We start from the raw sequence: 19334 nt of genomic DNA, 5'->3' as shown, positions 1-19334 counted from the left end.
CTGTGAACAGGACCAGTAGACCGCATTCATTCCCCAAGAGAGCCGGCGGACGGTGCAAGCCGGCGGATGAAGCGTTCGAACTCGCCTAGGAGTCCGTGTATGTGAATTTACAGTAACGTACACCGTTTTCCGCGTTAAGGAATCAAGTTGGGCGCAGGTGCGTCAATTTGGGTGGTACCGCGGAATGACTTCCGTCCCTTACATTGAGGGACGGAAGTTTTTATTTTGAGGAGGAATGGACATGTCGTTTGAGCACAAGAAGATTGAGAAAAAGTGGCAGGCGTTCTGGGAACAGAACAAAACATTCAAAATGGAGAACGAGCCGGACAAGCCGAAGTTTTATGCGCTGGATATGTTTCCGTACCCGTCAGGGGCAGGACTCCATGTCGGGCACCCGGAAGGCTACACGGCGACGGATATCGTGAGCCGCTATAAGCGGATGCAAGGGTTCAACGTCCTTCACCCGATGGGGTGGGACGCGTTCGGCCTGCCTGCGGAGCAGTACGCGCTGGATACCGGGAATGACCCGGCGGAATTCACGGCGCAAAACATCGCGACATTCAAGCGGCAGATCAAAGAGCTCGGCTTTTCGTATGATTGGGATCGGGAAATCAACACGACCGACCCCGCTTACTATAAATGGACGCAGTGGATTTTCATCCAGCTGTATAAAAAAGGGCTCGCCTATGTCGATGAAGTGGCGGTCAACTGGTGCCCGGCGCTCGGCACAGTGCTGGCCAATGAGGAAGTCATCGACGGCAAGTCGGAACGCGGCGGCCATCCGGTCGAGCGGCGACCGATGCGCCAATGGGTGCTGCGGATCACTGAATACGCCGACCGGCTGCTGGAAGATTTGGACGGACTCGACTGGCCGGACAGCCTGAAGGACATGCAGCGCAACTGGATCGGCAAGTCGGAAGGGGCGGAAATCACCTTCCCGATCGACGGGACGGATAACTCATTCCGTGCGTTCACGACGCGGCCGGATACGATTTTCGGTGCCACATATGCGGTGTTTGCTCCTGAACATAAACTCGTTCCGCAAATCACTTCCGATGAACAGCGGTCGGCGGTCGAGGCGTACATCCAGGAAGTGAACACGAAAAGCGATTTGGAGCGGACGGACCTCGCGAAAAATAAAACCGGTGTGTTCACAGGCGCCTACGCCGTCAATCCTGTGAGCGGCGAGAAAATGCCGATCTGGATCGCCGACTACGTGCTCGCTTCATACGGGACGGGCGCCATCATGGCCGTGCCGGCGCATGACGAGCGTGACTATGAGTTTGCGAAACAGTTCGATCTGCCGATCAAGGAAGTCGTCTCCGGCGGCAACATCGATGAAGAAGCGTATGCAGGTGACGGTGAACTGATCAATTCGGATTTCCTGAACGGGTTGAATAAAGAACAGGCGATCGACAAAGCGATCAGCTGGCTGGAAGAGCACGGCTCGGGCGAACGCAAAATCACCTACCGACTGCGCGACTGGCTGTTCAGCCGCCAGCGCTACTGGGGGGAGCCGATTCCGATTATCCACTGGGAAGACGGCACGATGACACCGGTCGATGAAGCGGAACTGCCGCTCATGCTGCCGAAGACGAAAGACATCAAGCCGAGCGGCACCGGTGAATCACCGCTTGCGAACATCGACGAATGGGTCAATGTGACGGATCCCGAAACCGGCATGAAGGGGCGCCGGGAGACGAACACGATGCCGCAGTGGGCAGGCAGCTGCTGGTACTACTTGCGCTATATCGATCCGCACAATGATGAAATGCTGGCCGATCCGGAACTGCTGAAGCGCTGGCTGCCGGTCGACATCTACATCGGCGGCGCGGAGCACGCGGTCCTTCATTTATTGTATGCACGGTTCTGGCATAAAGTGCTGTACGATATCGGGGCTGTCTCGACGAAAGAACCGTTCCAGCAGCTGTTCAATCAAGGCATGATTCTCGGTGAGAACAATGAGAAAATGTCGAAGTCGAAAGGCAACGTCGTCAACCCGGATGAAATCATCGAAAGCCACGGTGCGGATACGCTCCGGCTGTATGAAATGTTCATGGGGCCGCTGGAAGCATCCGTCGCCTGGTCGACGAACGGCCTGGACGGCGCGCGCCGTTTCCTCGACCGCGTCTGGCGGCTGTTTACGGATGAAGGAGACTTGAGCGCGAAAATCAAGGAAGAAAACGACGGAGAACTGGAGAAAGTGTACCATCAGTCGGTGAAGAAAGTCGGGGAGGATATCGAGGGCTTGCGCTTCAACACGGCGATTTCGCAGCTCATGGTATTCGTCAATGAAGCGAATAAAGCGGACGTGCTGCCGAAGGAATATGCGGAAGGCTTCGTGAAAATGCTGTCGCCGATTGCGCCGCACCTGGCAGAGGAACTGTGGATGCTGCTCGGCCATGAGGGCACGATCACCTACGAGCAGTGGCCGGTGTTCGATCAGTCGAAGCTGACGGAGGATGAAGTGGAAATCGTCGTTCAGCTGAATGGCAAAATCAAAACGAAACTCATGGTAGCGAAGACGAGCACGAAAGAAGACCTGGAGCAGGCGGCGCTCGCAGACGAAGCTGTCGAAAAAGCGATGGCGGGCAAAAAAGTGCGCAAAGTGATCGCTGTGCCCGGGAAACTTGTCAATATAGTGGTAGGGTGAAATGGAAAACGAGGACCGGGCGATGTGCCGGTCCTCGTTTTATTCGTGGGGTTATTCTCGAAAAGGATGCCGTTATTCTCGAAAAGGATGCCGTTATTCTCGAATTAACCCGGTTTATTCTCGAAAACAAGTTCTTTATTCTCGAATCGAAGGAGTTGCACTGGACGCAGCCGCAAATGCGCCGGCACTCCGCCCGGCGACATTGCCTGTCACAAGGGCGCTCGTAATATTATAGCCGCCGGTGTAGCCATGGATATCGAGAATTTCGCCGCAGAAATACAGTCCCGGCTTCTTTTTGGAAGCCATCGTCTTTGGCTCGATCTCTTTGATCGACACTCCGCCGCCGGTGACGAACGCTTTCTCGATCGGCTGCGTGCCGTTCACATGCACGATGAAACCGGTCAGCGCTTCACCGAGTGCACGGATTTTATCGGCAGCGACCGCGTTGCCTGCGGCGGAAGGGTCGATTCCCACACGTTCCATCAGGAACAGCAGCCACCGTTCCGGCGCGATGCCTTTCCAGCTGTTTTTCACCGCTTTTTTCGGCTCGTCTTTCGCAAGGGCACTCAATTTCTGGAACGCCGATTCCGCATTGTCTTCCGGCAAGGTATTGATGCGCACTTCGACCGGCTTGCCGCCGTTCTTCTTGCGTTCTTTCACGACGTACTGACTGCAGCGTAAGATAGCCGGGCCGCTCAGCCCGAAGTGGGTGAATAGCATGTCCATTTGATGGGTCACGAGCGGTTTTCCTTTTTTATTCAAGACGGAAACGGCCGCATCGCGCAGCGCGAGGCCCTGCAGTTCGCGGCTTTTGATGAACGGTTCAACGGACAGGAGCGGCACTTCGGTCGGGTACAGGTCGGTCACCGTATGGCCCGCTTTTTCCGCCCACGGATAGCCGTCGCCTTCGGAACCCGTCTGCGGCACCGCCTTGCCGCCGACCGCCACGACGACCGCTTTTGCGGTGAATTCACCGCCATCCTCCAGCCGGACGCCGCGGACCGCGCCTTCATCCATGAGCAGTTTCTTCACTTTCGATTTCAATAAAATCTCGACCCCTAGCCGCTTCAGTTCCCCGATGAGCGCATCGGCCACATCCTGTGCGCGGTCCGATACGGGGAACATGCGGCCGTGGTCTTCTTCTTTCAGTTTGACGCCGAGTCCTTCGAAAAAGGCGATGATGTCTTCATTGTTGAAAACGGAAAATGGGCTGTACAGGAATTTGCCGTTTCCCGGAATGTTTTTCACGATTTCTTCCAAAGGCAGCCGGTTCGTGACATTGCAGCGCCCGCCGCCCGAGATGGTCAGCTTCTTGCCGAGCTTCGCCCCTTTTTCAATGAGGAGCACGCGGCTGCCGGCACGCGCCGCCGCGGCCGAAGCCATCAGGCCGGACGGTCCGCCGCCGATGACGATTACGTCGAACATGGAACAATCACTCTTTCGTTTTTGTTTTCATTATACACGACGGCGCATCCGGCGTTGATTGATTCGCTGAACAGGTGTAAACTGACGAGTAGATTGTTTTTTAGAAAGAACAGAATAGGAAGTGTGTCATGTCTACTTTGCTGAAAGGGACGGCGATCCTGACAGCCGGGCTTTTCCTGTCCAGGGTGCTCGGTGTGCTGTATGTCATCCCGTTCTATGCCATGGTCGGCGAAGAAAATATCCCGCTTTATATGTATGCCTACATACCGTACAACTTGATGCTGTCGGTGGCCATAGCAGGAGCGCCTCTTGCGTTCTCGAAATTCGTCTCGAAGTACAATGCGCTCGGGGATTACAGGACGGGGAGGCGGCTTTTGAAGTCCGGACTTACAGCGATGATTATAACCGGCTTCGTGTCGTTTTTGTTCCTGTTTTTGATGGCGGCGCCGCTTGCCTCCGTCATCATCGCAGATGAAGAGCAGATTTTCACCGTCGCGGATGTCACGGAAGTGATCCGCTGGGTGTCATTCGCGCTCCTCGCGGTGCCATTCATGAGTCTGCTGCGCGGTTTTTTCCAAGGATACAACTTTATGACGCCCACTGCGGTTTCCCAGCTCGTCGAACAGATTGTGCGGATTCTGTTCCTGCTCGGCGGTGCGTTTGTCGTCCTTTACTGGCTTGGCGGTTCGGAAGAGACGGCCATCCAAGTCGCTGTCTTTTCAGCGTTTATCGGTTCACTCGGCGGTCTCGCGGTCCTGTATTATTTTTGGCGCAAAAAGAAACCGCATTACGATGAACTTGTGGCAGATTCCGCTAAGCCGCACGACATCGGGCTTAAGGATATGTACAAGGAAATCGCGGTCTATGCACTGCCCGTCATTTTCCTCGGCAGCGCGAATTCGCTTTTCCAGTTCGTGGATCTGCTGACATTCAACCAGGCGATGGCGGAAACACCGCTCGCTTCGGAGTCTGACGTTTTGCTGGGCATCCTGAATTTCAATGCCCACAAGCTTGTGCTCATTCCGGTCATGCTGGCGACAGGATTTTCAATGGCGCTCATTCCGCTCATCACGAAATATTTCACGACTGATCAGCCACGGCTTCTGACCCATACGCTCGACAAGACGTACCAGGTGCTATTATTCCTCACGCTTCCTGCAGTCGCGGGCATGATTCTGCTGGCGGATGAGCTGTACTATGTGTTTTATGAAGAAAGCATTTACGGTTCAGCGATTCTCGCTTCCTATCTGCCCGCCGCTGTCCTGTTCAGTCTGTTTCCGGTGACCGCTGCCATCCTGCAGGGCATCAACCGGCAGAAATGGATCGTCTACACGTTAGGAACAGGACTCATTTTGAAATTGATCCTTAACATCCCGCTCGTACGGCTCTGGGAAGTCGATGGGGCGATTGCGTCGACGATGATCGGGTACGGCGTGGCCATTTCGATGAGCCTGTATATCATTTCCAAAGACTTGAATTACCGTTCCGTTCTCGTCATCCGGCGGATTACGCTTATTATTCTGCTGACGATTGCGATGGGTGCGGCTGCCTGGCTCGTTCTGACGGGTGTCGAGTGGTTCATCCCGCTCGAATCGAAAGGGCTGGCGCTGCTCCGGATCCTGTTTGTCGGACTGGCTGGTGTGGCGGTTTACGGATTCCTGGGAATAAAAACAGGGCTGGCACAGAAGCTCCTCGGCGACCGGCTCACCAGACTGACACGGAAATTCGGTTTCTAGGAGGCAGTTATGCGACTGGATAAATACTTGTCGAATATGGGGCTCGGTTCCCGGAAAGAAGTGAAACCGCTCTTGAAGTCCGGCGCCGTGGAAGTGAACGGGAAAACGGAAAAAGATCCGAAACGGCACGTGGAAGCGGAAACGGACCGAATCACCGTCAATGGAGAAGAAATTCTTTACACGGAATTCATTTATTTAATGCTCCATAAACCGCCCGGTACGGTGTCCGCGACGGAAGACAGTCGCGACCGGACAGTCGTCGATCTGCTCGGACCGGCGGAGCGGCATTTCAACCCGTTTCCGGTCGGCCGGCTTGATAAAGACACGGAAGGGCTTCTCCTGCTGACGAACGACGGCAAGCTCGCGCATGAGCTGCTGTCACCGAGGAAGCACGTCGATAAGACGTATTTTGCCCGCATCGATGGGGAAGTGACCGCAGAGGATGCGGAAGCGTTCCGGGAAGGCGTCATACTCGATGACGGCTACAAGACGAAGCCGGCGACGCTCCGGATTCTGTCCGCGGGTCCGGAATCCGAAATCGAACTGACGATCACAGAAGGGAAGTTCCACCAAGTGAAGCGGATGTTCCGAAGTGTCGGGAAAGAAGTTGTTTACTTGAAGCGGCTGTCGATGGGGACGCTCCGGCTGGACCCGTCACTCGGTCCTGGTGAATACCGGCCGCTGACCGAGCAGGAGCTGAAGGGACTGAAACAGGAAAAATGACCGCACGCGAGCCGTGCGGTCATTTTTCAATCCGGTTTAAGATGTCATTTTCACTTTCTTTTTCGTCGTGGTCCATTTGCCGCGGGCTGGGCTTGTCACCAGCTCGTTGAAAGCCAGCACGTTCAGGTCACGCTGAATCGTGCGGGGAGTGATACCGAACTCATCCACTAAGTCCTGTGTCGTAACAGTCCCGTTCTCGAGAATATAGCGATACATGTCTTTGATTCGGATGAGCATCCGGTCAGTTGAAGATTGCATGGGCAACCACTCCTTCATCATTTTTCTCCTGGCAAAGACTAGCGGACGGCGGCTGAACAAGTTGGAAACCCGGTGATGTTCTGCCTTTAGACATCTCCTTTTCGGTGAGTAATCGTCAAGACCTATTGTCTGACAACTTCATTATAAATCAATGATTGCGACTTTTCTATCATTTCGGTAAAATTTACTGAAACTTTACAGTGTAATAGAATTCCTCCGCATGAAGGACTTTCATCATGCAGGCGGAAATTGAAAATAAATTTTACCCGGAACGTCTTTCATTTCCGCAGAAAACGTGTAGAATATTCCGTATTATAAAGGAGCGTGACGCATGGACTGGCAAAAAGATGCAGAGAAGAAGAAAGACCTCATGATTCAGGAATTACAGGAACTGATCGCGATTCCGAGCGTGCTGGGCGATCCTGCAGCCGGCGCTCCTTTCGGAAAAGAAGTCAGGCGCGCGCTCAGCTGGTTCACGGAAAAAGGGGAAGCGAACGGCTATCGCCCGAAAATCACGGATGATATGGCCGCCCATCTGGAAATCGGGGAAGGGGAAGAACTGCTCGGCATTCTGGGCCATGTCGATGTCGTACCCGCCGGCGCCGGCTGGACCGTGCCTCCTTTTGAAGGGACGGTTGCCGACGGCCGGCTTTACGGCCGCGGAGCGATCGATGATAAGGGACCGACCATTGCGGCGTGGACAGCGCTTCAAATCGTTAAAGATTCCGGTGCCGTGTTCGATAAAAGAGTAAGACTGATCATCGGGACAGACGAAGAAAGCGGATTCCGCTGCATGAAACGGTATTTCCAGACAGAGGAAATGCCGGATGCGGGATTCGCGCCGGACGCGGATTTTCCGATCATCAATGCAGAAAAAGGGATTGCCGTCCTCGTTTTCAGCCAGCGGCAGATGAAACAGCCCGGTCGGCTCATTTCGTTCCGTTCCGGCGAACGCACGAATATGGTACCGGATACGGCGATCGCTTCCATTGATGGAGATGCCGCAGAACTGAAGGATCGCTTCAGCGCTTTTTGCGGTAAGGAAGGTGTTCTCGGGGAAATCAAAGACGCCGGCGGCCGGACGGAATTTATTCTGCACGGCAAATCAGCACATGCCATGGAACCAGATGCCGGTAAGAATGCCGGCGTATTGCTTGCCGCTTTTTTGAAAGGGGAACTGACGGGTGACGGGGAGCGTTTCGTATCTTTCCTGGCCGATTCCTTTTATAACGACTCGAGAGGGCACGCGCTCGGCTTCGATTACTCCGATGAAGCATCCGGGGATACGACACTGAATCCGGGAATCATCCGCTATGACAGGGGCCGGCTGGCTGAAATCGAGGTCAGTTTCCGGTATTCTGTCACCTATCCGTTCAGCGAACGGATCGGTTCGTTCATTCCTGCGGAGTTCGCGCTCGATGTAACATCAAATTCAGAGCCTCACCATGTCGATGGAAATGACCCGTTTATCCGCACACTCCAGCGTGTATATGAAAAGCAAACAGGAAATCACGCAGAGCTGCTGGCGATCGGCGGCGGAACGTATGCGCGCGTGCTCGATAAAGGAGTGGCTTTCGGCATGCTGTTCCCGGGGGAAGCGGATGTGGCCCACCAGCCGGACGAGTTCGCAGACATTGAGAATTTAGTGAAAGCGACAGCGATTTATGCGGAAGCGATTTATGAGCTGGCGTGCAAAAAATCATGAAAGAAGGCATCGGGAATGGAATGGATTTTACTGAATGACCAACTGATCAAAGAGGAACAGCTGACAATTTCCAAAGAAGACCGCGGATATCAGTTCGGCGATGGGATATATGAAGTCATCCGGGTGTACGAAGGGGAACTGTACACTATGAAAGAGCACATGGACCGCTTCTATGAAAGCGCCGATAAGATAAAGCTCGTGATCCCGTACACAAAAGATGTGCTCCATAAGCTTATATACGACCTGGTTGAAGCGAATGAAGTCGTGAACGGCTATATTTATATGCAGATCACCCGCGGAGCCGCTCCCCGGCAGCATCAATTCCCCGAGCAGGCGTCCCCTGTGCTGACCGCTTATACGAATCTTGTGGAACGCCCGCTGCAGGGGATGCGCGACGGAGTCAGCGGGAAATTCGCTGAAGATGTACGCTGGCTCCGGTGCGACATCAAAAGCCTGAACCTCCTCGGCAACGTCCTTGCCAAACAGGAAGCGATTGCGGAAGGCTGCTTTGAAGCGATCCTCCACCGCGATGGGACCGTGACAGAAGGATCTTCTTCCAATGTTTACGGAATTAAGGACGGGACTGTCTACACGCATCCGGCCAATAATTTCATCTTGAACGGCATCACCCGCCGAACGATTCTCGAAGTGTGCGCAGAAGTCGGTGTACCCGTCAGGGAGACGGCATTCACAAAAAGCGAGGCGCTGGAAATGGATGAAATGTTCATTTCATCGACGACGGCGGAAATTTTGCCCCTCGTTTCTATGGATGGCAAACAGATCGGCGACGGAACACCCGGGGCAACGACAAGAAAGCTCCAGCAGGGATTCGAACGGAAATTGGGCCTAAAAACACCGGTACATGTATGAAAGAATTCCGGCCTTTCTTGAGGAAGGCCGGTTTTTCTGTTTGCCGCACCCAATGGTAAGAACGGCGGGCAAATGATAAACTGATTGAAGGTGATGTTATGTCCAACCACTATTTCATCGGCATCGGGCTGACGGCGGAGGCGGCCGGAAAGCTGGCTGAAGACCGGGACAACTGGAAACTCCGGTCCCATAAACAGCTGATTCCGTCCGTCGATATGCATATCACACTCGTGTATATCGGAGCAGACCCGTACGGCGAACTGCCGGATGTCCAAAGAGCGCTCCGGCAGATCGAACAGCAGCCCTTCGAGGTGACGGTCAGCGGGACCGGGACATTCGGAAACCCGGAGACGCCGCGGGTGATATACGGGAAAATCGGGGAAAACAGCCGGCTGCGGGCGCTGCAGCAAGAAGTATCGGATGCCCTGGAACCTTTCCGCCTCCGGCCGGACAGACGGCCCTATGTGCCCCATATCACGCTTGCTAAGAAGTGGCGGGGAACTGCGTCCCTCGACCGGAAGCTTGAACTCCGGCCCGTGTCTTTCCCGGTCCGTGAATTTTCCCTGTTCAAAGTGAATCTTGGCCAGACACCGCGTTATGAAGCAATCTATACATTTCCGTTGGGAGCAGGTGACTGAATGGCGCAGCTGATCAAATTGCAGGACTGTGTATCACGCTATGCGGATGATTTGAACCGCTACCCTTCTCAATTCATCCGCTTGAAGCGCGAGCAGTGGCTGAAAGCGAAGAAACGGCTGGCAGATGCCGGCACGGAAGAGGGGGACGGCGGAGGCGCGGCAGCGGAAAGCGGGAAACTTTCCCGTTTTCCGCGTTGGGCGGGCTGGCGGCAGCAGCGGGGCGCTCTATCTGATGATGAACCGGAAGCCGAAGCGGCATCAGAAGAATCAGACGAACAGTTTGTTCCGGATTTCGTCTATGAACCGGATACGGAAGCGGAACTGAAAAAAATGTTCGCGGACCAGCTTTTTTATTTTCAGCTGAAGTGGGCAAGTTCCGCCATGTCCGAACAATCTGTGGTCCACAGCAAGTATTATCGCGATACACTGCTCCGCGAGCTGCTCCGTTCGCTGCCTGACAGCTATCTGATGCTGTACCGGCCGGTCCTCCAGCTTAAGAACGCGCCGGTCGAACTCGATATCGTCCTGATCGGGCCGTCCTTCTGCTGTTGTGTCACGGCCGTCGAAGATGAAGAAGATGCGGTTTTTTCGGGAGGGACCGGGAGATTCTGGCAAAAAAGGAGCCAGTTCAGCGAACAGCGATTTTTGAGCCCCCTCATCAGCCTCGACCGGACGGAGGCGGTCGTTTCCCGGATTCTGCGGCAGCGCGGCATCGAATTGCCGGTCCGGAAAGTCCTTCTCAGCCGCACCGGGTTCTTTGATATCACTTCTCCTCTGTACGGAGTGGAAGTGACGGACAAGCGCGGAGCTCCGGAGTGGTTCCGGAAAATGTCGGCGATGGGCGGTCCGTTCAAGCGGGCGCAGTTCCAGGCGGCGGAAGCGCTTCTCAGCACGGCAGTGACGGTCTCTTACAGCGTTAAAGAGCAACAGGACAACCATATGGAATCACCGGATGACTGAACAGCTATTGAAGAAAGGGAAGGTTTTATGAGATTACGCAATAAACCAAGAGCAGGTGAAATCATCAGCGAAAATCCGGGGATCGTGGTTCCGGATCCCGCGGCATACCGGGGGAAATGGAAAGAAGCATTCGGCAACCGGAACCCGATCCATATCGAAGTCGGCATGGGGAAGGGCCAGTTCATTTTGGGCATGGCGAAGCAGAACCCGGATATCAATTACATCGGCATTGAATTATATGACAGTGTCCTGCTGTCCGCCCTCGAGCGGATCCTGGATGAACCGGAGCCGGTACCGAACCTCAGGCTGCTGAACGTCAACGCGGAAGGGCTGACCGAATTTTTTGAAGAAGGCGAAATCGGACGGGTATACTTGAACTTTTCGGATCCGTGGCCGAAAAACCGCCATGCCAAGCGGCGGCTGACGCATGAAAATTTCCTGGGATTGTACGAACGGATTCTCCCTGAGGAAGGGGAAATCCACTTCAAGACGGACAACCGGGGACTTTTCGAGTATTCCCTTATCAGCTTGTCGCACTACGGTCTCCTCTTGGAAGACGTATCCCTCGATTTGCATGCAGCTGAGCCAGAGGGAAATGTCATGACGGAGTATGAAGAAAAGTTTTCGCAGAAAGGCCAGCCGATTTACCGGCTCGAGGCAAAGTATCCAAAGCATTCATAACATGGGAGGAATGGGAATGGAGAAATTCGACTTTCACGGAATCACGCTGAACTGGCTGAACGGAGGGGACACGTACATGGACGGTGGCGCTATGTTCGGTGTCGTACCCAAGGCGCTCTGGTCCAGAAAATACCCAGTGAACGACAAAAATCAGATCGAGCTGCGCTGTGACCCGATTCTGATCCAGCATGACGGGCAGAACATTCTAATTGAATCCGGAGCAGGTACGGACAAGCTGTCTGAAAAACAGCTACGGAACTATGGAGTGACGGATCACTCGAAAATCGAAGACAGTCTCGAACCGTTCGGACTGACACCGGCTGACATCGATATCGTCCTGATGACGCACATGCATTTCGACCATGCTGGCGGACTGACGAAAAAAGAGGGGGACAGCTACGTACCTGCATTTCCGAACGCGGAAATCCATGTGTCCGAAACGGAATGGAATGAAATGCGCCATCCGAATATCCGATCCCGCAACACGTACTGGAAAGAGAACTGGGAGCCGATCCAGGATCAGGTCGTGCCGTTCAACGGGACATTCCGCCTGAACGACCACATCGAAATGATCCATACCGGCGGCCATTCGGACGGCCATGCGGTCATCAAAATCACTGCCGGCGACGATACACTGATCCACATGGCGGATCTCATGCCGACTCATGCCCATCAGAATCCGCTGTGGGTCCTCGCATATGACGACTATCCGATGACATCGGTCTTCGCCAAGGAAAAACTGATGAAGGAAGCGCTCGCGGGCGGCTGGTACTTCAGCTTCTATCATGACGGGCACTACCGGGTCATCCGCTGGTCCGAAGACGGCAAAGAAATCATTGAATCCGTGAAACGAAAAGAACTGGAACTGTAAAAAGGAGCCTCAAGGGCTCCTTTTATAATTTCCGGACTTCTATGACAGAGCCGGTGCGGGCATCCGCCAGGAATTCGAACTGCTCGAGTTCGCCGTTCTGCTGGCGTGTGATGCCGCCGCGGTATACATCCGATGTGATGGCATACTGACTGAAAGGTTCCGGTTTCATGACGATCCAGGAACCGTCGATCGGGCCTTCCGCCTTGAAAGCGTTTTTGACGTTCTTCAGTACTTCCTCCGCCGAATAGAACTTGTCCTGCCTGTCGACAAGTCCTCTGACCGCGAGGCCGGCAGCAGCTCCGGCTGCGGTGCCGATCACTATATCCCGTTTTTTCATCAGTTGCATCCCTCCCGAGTTTATTGGAGATAATTGTAACACACCCGCCTATTCCCTGAAACTTTCTTTCGTTAACCAAAATAAGATGATGGAAATGTTCTGAAAAAATCGCTACACTGGAAAGTGCGAATGTACATAGGAGGCTGAACTGATGAATAACGAAACCCTTGAATTATTTAAAACACTTACGGAGCTTCCGGGAGCTCCCGGCAACGAACATGCCGTGCGAGCATTCATGCGTGAAGAACTGGCCAAAGTTTCCGACGAAGTCATCCAAGATAACCTGGGCAGTGTGTTCGGCGTGAAGAACGGGCCGGAAGGAGCTCCCCGGGTCATGGTTGCGGGCCATATGGACGAAGTGGGCTTCATTGTTTCATCCATCACGGATAACGGGATGATCCGGTTCCAGACGGCTGGCGGCTGGTGGAGTCAGGTGCTTCTTGCACAGCGGGTTGAAATTGTAACCAGTGACGGCAAGATCGAAGGAGTGATCGGTTCGATCCCGCCGCACATCCTGAGCGATGAAGTCCGGAATAAGCCGATGGAGATCAAGAACATGCTCATCGATATCGGCGCTGATGATAAGGAACAGGCGGAATCGTTCGGCATCCGGCCGGGCCAGCAGATTGTACCGGTCTGCCCGTTCACGCCGATGGCGAATCCGAAGAAGATCATGGCGAAAGCATGGGATAACCGGTATGGCTGCGGCTTGTCCATTGAACTCCTGCGGGAACTGAAAGGCACGGAACTGCCGAACCGGCTGTACTCCGGAGCGACTGTCATGGAAGAAGTGGGCCTCCGGGGCGCACAGACAGCGGCCAATCTGATCAATCCGGATCTGTTTTTTGCGCTGGATGCAAGTCCGGCCAATGACGCTTCAGGCGATCAGACGGAATTCGGCCAGCTTGGAAAAGGGACGCTGCTGCGGATCTTCGACAGAAGTATGGTGACACACCGCGGAATGCGGGAATTCGTCCTGGATATGGCCGAGACGCATGATATCCCGTATCAGTACTTCATCTCGTTGGGCGGAACAGACGCAGGGCGGGTCCATCTCTCAAATGAAGGGGTGCCCAGCTCGGTCATCGGCATCTGCTCCCGCTACATCCATACGGCAGCTTCGATCATCCATACGGACGACTACGCAGCGGCGAAAGAGCTGCTCGTTAAACTTGTGAAAGCGGCGGACAAAACAACAGTCGAAACAATCCGTCAGAATAGCTGATGTCAGAGCCGGTCCTGGCCGGAAAATTGCTTATGGCATGAAACCTGAAGAGCCCTCAGCGGCTCTTTTTCGAATGGAGGAATAGATATGAGAGCGATTGTCGCCTCGCGGAATCCGGCCAAAGTAGGAGCGGCGGCCGCAGTTCTTGAAGAAACGTTCCCTGCAATCCGGGTCGAAGGGCGGGAAACGGACTCCGGCGTCTCAGCTCAGCCGTTGACTGCCGAAGAAACGCTGAACGGAGCGATAAACCGGGCGAAAAAAGCCCTCCAGGAAAACGATGCGGATTTGGCGGTCGGCTTGGAGGGCGGAGTATACGAATTGCAGGGAGCGCTGTATCTCTGCAACTGGGGCGCACTGGCTGTGCCTGGCGGTCCTGTTTTGACAGCCGGAGGTGCTCAAATCCCGCTGCCGGAAGTGGTGGCGGCGGCCGTCAGGGCTGGAGAGGAGCTGGGACCTGTCATGGATCGCTTTGCGGAAGAAACCGGTATCCGGAAGCATAAAGGAGCGGTAGGTGTCCTGACAGAAGGTTTCATTACCCGGCGTTCGATGTTCGAGCATGTCGTCAGATTGCTGGCCGGTCAATATTGTTTCCGGTATCCGGCTGGTTGCAACCGGCCGGGATGACCAGTAAAATAAAAGCAGACAAGCTGAGGAGGAATCGGATTGGTCTATAAAATGGCGGCTGTCCTGCTGCTGTCGGCTGCGGGAATGGCCGGGTGTGCCGAAACAGCGGAACAGGAAATCACAGAAGGCGTGGAAGAAGCACGCGCTGTCTTTGAGCAGGATTCCCCGGCGGCAGAGGAGCTGGAAGACGGTACAGAACTTTTTCTCCCGGACGGTTACGAACTCACAGATTCTGCCGATAATAATACGATCACTCTTTTGAACGGGGAAGGGGTCGCCGTCCTCGAGTTCAACCCGAACGAAAGTGAAAATAGCCGTTATTTTTATGACATGCTCGCCGCTTCTGAAGATGCTGAATGGCTGGCCGCGGAAACGTTCGAGTATGCAGGCAGGTTCGGATTCGTGGCAGTAGGCAAAGCAGGAGAAGACAGGTTCGAAGTGATCGCCGGAACCGGGGACGCCCAACTGACCGGGTTCGCCGGAAAAGGGGATATTGAAGAACAATTGACCGAAATGATGAAAATCGTCCGGTCCGCTGATGCGGAATGAAGGAGTGGAACTAGATGAAGATTTTGGATTCTGCTAAAGAATTCCAGGAATTAAAGACGCAGGATACAGCTGTTTTTCTGTTTACTGCAGGCTGGTGCCCGGATTGCCGGGTGATCGAACCCGTGCTGCCTGAGATCGAGGAAGCTTACAGCGATTTTACATTCGTCTCTGTGGACCGCGACCAGTTCATCGATTTATGCAGGGATTTGGACGTTTATGGGATTCCGAGTTTTGTCGCATTCAGGAATGGTGCGGAAATCGGCCGGTTTGTCAGCAAGGACAGAAAAACACGAGCGGAAATCGAGTCATTCCTTGACGGACTGCAATGATCAGGACGGTTCGCCCCCAGGTGAACCGTCTTCTTTATAATGGAGGGACTGTACTATGAAATCGACTGAAATTCTCAGCGCATTGAAACGGAAACTATCAGACCGGCCGCTCACTTGGAGTTTTGATCAAGAAAAAGATACTGTCCGGATCGAACACAATGAAATCGGCAAGGGGATGTCACTGTCGCTCGGCTCCGTTTCGGCCAAAACAGAAACACGGGGTGCAACAGTGCTGGACGAAGTGGCCTACACCATCCGTGAGACATTCGACGCGATGGAGAAGGAATCCCGCGGGGAACTGCCATCGGAGAAAGCGGTCTTCCCGGTGATCCGATCGACTTCCTTTCCGCTGGAATCGAACGGGGGAAGCCGGTTCGTGACAACTGACCATACAGCAGAAACAAGGGTTTTTTACGCATTGGATACCGGAACGGCTTATCGCCTTATTGATGAAAATATGTTAAATTCAATACAGCTGACAGCGGAACAAGTGAAGGAAATCGCGAAATTCCAAGTCCGCAAACTGCCGGTTTCGGTCAAGGAAGACCGTGTGGCAGGAAACGTATTTTATTTTTTGAATGAGAATGACGGCTATGATGCCTCTCGTATATTGAATGATGCGTTTTTAAAAGAAATGAAATCGAAGATCGAAGGCGATATGACGGTGTCCGTGCCGCATCAGGATGTGCTGATCGTCGGGGATATCCGGAATGAGACCGGTTACGATGTGCTGGCACAAATGGCCATGCACTTCTTCACAGAAGGGAAAGTGCCGATCACGTCGCTGTCGTTCGTTTACGAGGACGGCGTTCTGGAGCCGATTTTCATTCTGGCGAAGAACAGAACGCCAAAGGAGGAAGACAAGGAATGAATGTATTTTATAATCGGGAAGGGGTCGGTGATGTTCTTCTCGTCCGGCTCCAGCCGGGAACACCTGAAAACATCCAGACAGAAACAAACGGTGATGTCACGCTGATCCGGGATAGCGAAGGGCAGCTGGCGGGATTCAATTTATTCCATGCTTCCAGGTATACCGACTTGAAAGAGGGTATTCCGGAGACGCTTTCGGAAAGCCTCGTGACAGACATACAGAATGCGCTCGGGAAAAACGATGTCGATGTTACGCTGGAAGTGGATTTGTCGCCCAAATTCGTCGTGGGATTCGTAGAATCGATGGAAAAACATCCGAATGCGGATAAATTGCATGTCTGCCAAGTCGATGTCGGGGAAGAAAAGCTGCAGATCGTCTGTGGTGCTCCGAACGTCGAGGCAGGGCAAAAAGTGGTCGTGGCGAAACCCGGGGCAGTCATGCCGTCGGGAATGCTGATCAAAGAATCTGAATTGCGCGGTGTCCCGTCCAGCGGCATGATTTGTTCGGCAAAAGAACTGGCTCTTCCGGACGCACCGGCGGAAAAAGGGATTCTTGTGCTGCCGGCAGATGCGGAGACCGGTGCGCCATTTAAGGCTGAGGGATGATCAGATGAATTGGATGAAAGGATTATGGAGTAAACTGTTCGCCGAAGCGGAAGAAAGCGAAAGAAGGGAAACGGAACAGGCGGAATTCACTTCGAAGCCTCCTTTCCGGTTTCCGCTCATTTCAGATGAAGAGGCGATGGGGAATTATACGCCGTCCTATGACCAGGAACCGGACTGGATCGACTGGCAGCCGGTTTCCAAAGAACCGGCGGCGCAGGCAGAACCGCACCAGGAGCCGGAAACCGGATTGGAGTGGCCGGTGAAAGCCCGGCAGCCCCGGACGGTCCATACGACGACCATTTACGATTTTCCTGCAGCCCCGGCTGAACGGAAGAAGCCGGTGCCGAATCCTCGGTATAAGCCGAGCCGTGTCCCATCTCCGGTACACGGATTCCAGAAACATAAGGTCCAGGACCCGGCACCGATCCGTGACTTGCTGGAAGAACATGAGCAGACGAAAGAGATCGGGAGTCCATCTCCGGACAAGCCGGACAAGCTGGTGCTGACGGAAAGCAGGGAAATCGACGGGAAAGGGGCCGAAACAGCGCCGGCTGCGGAACTATCCCGGAAAGAAGTACATATGGAAGCCCCGGTACTGGCTGATCGTGTTAAGGAAGACATCCCGGATGAAGCTTCTGCCGGTGAAAAGGATGTATCGCCTGTACCGGCAGATGCGCAAGAGAAACAGAATCCGCGGCCTGCCGAAAGAGGGAAGACTGCTCCGTTCAATGTCATCATGCTGAAGTCGGATAAGGAGAAATTGAAAAAGTGCACTATCCCGCCGGTGATGACCGAAACAACTCCGACGGCGGAAATAAAACCGGCGCAGTTACAGAGCGGGAACCGGAGTTATGAATTCCCGCCGAAAATCTTGCTCCGCAAGCCCGAAGAAAATCAGCGGGATGAACAATGGCTTTCCGATCAGGGAGACCGGCTGATCGAAGCGCTGTCCCATTTCCAGGTGAAAGCGGAAATTATGGATATCATGCAGGGTCCGGCCGTCACCCAGTTCGAACTGAAAGTGGCGAACGGAGTGAAAGTGAGTAAAATCCGGAACTTGGCGGATGATCTGAAACTCGCCCTCGCAGCGAAGGATATTCGGATCCAGGCGCCGATCCCCGGGAAAAGTTCAATCGGCATTGAGATTCCGAACAGGGTATCGCGGCCCGTCCGGATTTCGGAGATCATCGGCAGTCCCAGTTTCGACAGCGCCGTGTCGCCGCTCGAAGCCGCGCTCGGCCTCGATCTGACCGGCCGTCCGGTGACCTTGGATTTGCGGAAAATGCCGCATGGTCTGATTGCCGGTGCAACCGGGTCCGGTAAAAGCGTCTGCATCAATTCCCTCCTGGTGAGCCTTTTGTATAAAGCATCGCCAGAGGACTTGAAACTGCTGCTCATCGATCCGAAAATGGTCGAACTCGCGCCGTATAATAATATTCCTCATCTGGTGAGCCCGGTCATCACCGATGTCAAAGCGGCGACCGCTTCCCTGAAATGGGCGGTCGGGGAAATGGAGCGGCGCTACCAGCTGTTTGCCCATACCGGAGTCCGCGATATCGCGCGGTACAACCGATTGGTGGAAGAAAAAGGGAACTACGTCCAGCGTCTCCCGTATATGCTGATCGTCATCGATGAACTGGCGGATCTGATGATGATGGCTCCGGCGGACGTGGAAGATGCCATTTGCCGTATCGCCCAGAAAGCCCGGGCTTGCGGAATCCATCTGATCGTCGCGACGCAGCGGCCATCGGTTGATGTGATCACCGGCCTGATCAAAGCCAATGTTCCGGCCCGGATCGCTTTTTCCGTCTCTTCCCAAGTCGACAGCCGTACGATACTCGACACACAGGGAGCGGAACGGCTGTTGGGAAGGGGGGACATGCTGTATCTCGGTCATGGGATGTCCGCGCCGGTCCGCCTTCAGGGAACGTTCGTGACGGATGAAGAAATCGAAGAAGTGATCGCGCATGCCCGTCAGCAGGGCCAGCCGGATTACTTGTTCAAAGAAGATGAACTCATCAGTCCCCAAGGTTCTCCTGATCAGCATGACGATCTGTTCGAGGAAGCATGCAGATTCATTCTGTCGCAAGGCAGTGCCTCGACATCCCTCCTGCAGCGGAAATTCCATATCGGCTATAATCGGGCAGCCCGGCTGATGGATCTGATCGAACAACATGGGTTTGTTTCTGAACCGAATGGCAGCAAAGCACGCGATGTTTTATTGACTGAAGAAGAACTGGAAGAAATATTTTGAGCGGCTGATCTGCCATTTCA

Annotated in this window: 19 protein-coding genes and 1 other annotated feature (1 of these 20 cut by a window edge); of the genes, 16 read left to right on the top strand and 3 right to left on the bottom strand. The window is 54.1% G+C overall.

From position 1 onward, the window contains the following. Window positions 1-202: a binding site (T-box leader), on the top strand (it extends 7 nt beyond the left edge of the window). A gap of 39 nt (window positions 203-241) precedes the next feature. Further along, complete coding sequence (gene leuS / locus CCE92_RS00355) at window positions 242-2653, top strand: leucine--tRNA ligase (protein ID WP_088005560.1); 2412 nt, start codon at window positions 242-244, stop codon at window positions 2651-2653. 135 nt (window positions 2654-2788) lie between these two features. Here the strand turns inward: leuS and CCE92_RS00350 are convergent, their stop codons facing one another. Next, the gene (locus tag CCE92_RS00350) at window positions 2789-4078 is read right to left on the bottom strand and encodes a BaiN/RdsA family NAD(P)/FAD-dependent oxidoreductase (protein WP_088005559.1); all 1290 of its coding nucleotides are present in this window, start codon (window positions 4076-4078) and stop codon (window positions 2789-2791) included. A gap of 128 nt (window positions 4079-4206) precedes the next feature. Here CCE92_RS00350 and CCE92_RS00345 point away from each other — a divergent pair, with 128 nt between their 5' ends. Then, on the top strand, window positions 4207-5814 hold the full coding sequence (locus CCE92_RS00345; protein WP_088005558.1) for a putative polysaccharide biosynthesis protein: 1608 nt from the start codon (window positions 4207-4209) through the stop codon (window positions 5812-5814). Window positions 5815-5823: 9 nt separating this feature from the next. Then, window positions 5824-6537: a pseudouridine synthase gene (locus tag CCE92_RS00340; RefSeq protein ID WP_088005557.1), complete on the top strand. Its 714-nt coding sequence runs from the start codon at window positions 5824-5826 to the stop codon at window positions 6535-6537. Window positions 6538-6573: 36 nt separating this feature from the next. On the opposite strand, the gene CCE92_RS00335 is transcribed toward CCE92_RS00340, so the two are convergent. Further along, window positions 6574-6795, bottom strand: a complete 222-nt coding sequence (locus CCE92_RS00335; protein WP_088005556.1) for a DeoR family transcriptional regulator — start codon at window positions 6793-6795, stop codon at window positions 6574-6576. 331 nt (window positions 6796-7126) lie between these two features. Between CCE92_RS00335 and pepV the strand changes: the two genes are divergently transcribed. From pepV to CCE92_RS00305, 6 genes are all read left to right on the top strand, one after another. Beyond that, window positions 7127-8500 (top strand): dipeptidase PepV, encoded by a 1374-nt coding sequence (pepV, locus tag CCE92_RS00330; RefSeq protein ID WP_088005555.1) that lies wholly within the window; start codon window positions 7127-7129, stop codon window positions 8498-8500. 15 nt (window positions 8501-8515) lie between these two features. Beyond that, window positions 8516-9370, top strand: coding sequence for a D-amino-acid transaminase (gene dat / locus CCE92_RS00325; RefSeq protein ID WP_088005554.1), 855 nt, complete (start codon window positions 8516-8518; stop codon window positions 9368-9370). A 98-nt stretch (window positions 9371-9468) separates the two neighbouring features. Then, entirely contained in the window at window positions 9469-10008 is a 540-nt protein-coding gene (thpR, locus tag CCE92_RS00320; RefSeq protein WP_088005553.1) for an RNA 2',3'-cyclic phosphodiesterase, read from the top strand. Further along, on the top strand, window positions 10009-10968 hold the full coding sequence (locus CCE92_RS00315) for an NERD domain-containing protein (protein ID WP_088005552.1): 960 nt from the start codon (window positions 10009-10011) through the stop codon (window positions 10966-10968). A gap of 27 nt (window positions 10969-10995) precedes the next feature. Further along, window positions 10996-11649, top strand: a complete 654-nt coding sequence (gene trmB / locus CCE92_RS00310; protein ID WP_088005551.1) for a tRNA (guanosine(46)-N7)-methyltransferase TrmB — start codon at window positions 10996-10998, stop codon at window positions 11647-11649. Between the two features lie 16 nt (window positions 11650-11665). Beyond that, entirely contained in the window at window positions 11666-12520 is an 855-nt protein-coding gene (locus tag CCE92_RS00305; protein WP_088005550.1) for a YtnP family quorum-quenching lactonase, read from the top strand. 22 nt (window positions 12521-12542) lie between these two features. Here the strand turns inward: CCE92_RS00305 and CCE92_RS00300 are convergent, their stop codons facing one another. After that, window positions 12543-12857, bottom strand: coding sequence for a hypothetical protein (locus CCE92_RS00300; RefSeq protein ID WP_088005549.1), 315 nt, complete (start codon window positions 12855-12857; stop codon window positions 12543-12545). Between the two features lie 151 nt (window positions 12858-13008). Here CCE92_RS00300 and CCE92_RS00295 point away from each other — a divergent pair, with 151 nt between their 5' ends. From CCE92_RS00295 to CCE92_RS00265, 7 genes are all read left to right on the top strand, one after another. Further along, window positions 13009-14082 (top strand): M42 family metallopeptidase, encoded by a 1074-nt coding sequence (locus CCE92_RS00295; protein ID WP_088005548.1) that lies wholly within the window; start codon window positions 13009-13011, stop codon window positions 14080-14082. A gap of 87 nt (window positions 14083-14169) precedes the next feature. Further along, window positions 14170-14706 carry a DUF84 family protein gene (locus CCE92_RS00290; protein WP_088005547.1) on the top strand — a complete coding sequence of 179 codons (537 nt, stop codon included), beginning with the start codon at window positions 14170-14172 and terminating at the stop codon, window positions 14704-14706. Between the two features lie 39 nt (window positions 14707-14745). Further along, window positions 14746-15255: a hypothetical protein gene (locus tag CCE92_RS00285; RefSeq protein ID WP_088005546.1), complete on the top strand. Its 510-nt coding sequence runs from the start codon at window positions 14746-14748 to the stop codon at window positions 15253-15255. A 14-nt stretch (window positions 15256-15269) separates the two neighbouring features. Next, window positions 15270-15584 carry a thioredoxin family protein gene (locus tag CCE92_RS00280; RefSeq protein ID WP_088005545.1) on the top strand — a complete coding sequence of 105 codons (315 nt, stop codon included), beginning with the start codon at window positions 15270-15272 and terminating at the stop codon, window positions 15582-15584. Between the two features lie 55 nt (window positions 15585-15639). After that, a complete protein-coding gene (locus CCE92_RS00275; RefSeq protein ID WP_088005544.1) occupies window positions 15640-16455 on the top strand; it encodes a DUF1444 family protein in 816 nt (271 codons plus the stop codon). Beyond that, window positions 16452-17060 (top strand): YtpR family tRNA-binding protein, encoded by a 609-nt coding sequence (gene ytpR, locus CCE92_RS00270; protein WP_088005543.1) that lies wholly within the window; start codon window positions 16452-16454, stop codon window positions 17058-17060. Before CCE92_RS00275 ends, ytpR begins: the two co-directional genes overlap by 4 nt. Before the next feature lie 4 nt (window positions 17061-17064). Then, a complete protein-coding gene (locus tag CCE92_RS00265; protein WP_144390950.1) occupies window positions 17065-19314 on the top strand; it encodes a DNA translocase FtsK in 2250 nt (749 codons plus the stop codon). Window positions 19315-19334: the final 20 nt, after the last annotated feature.

Source organism: Indiicoccus explosivorum, from assembly GCF_002167005.1.
Lineage (GTDB): Bacteria > Bacillota > Bacilli > Bacillales_A > Planococcaceae > Indiicoccus > Indiicoccus explosivorum.
This window is presented reverse-complemented; position numbering and strand designations above follow the sequence as displayed.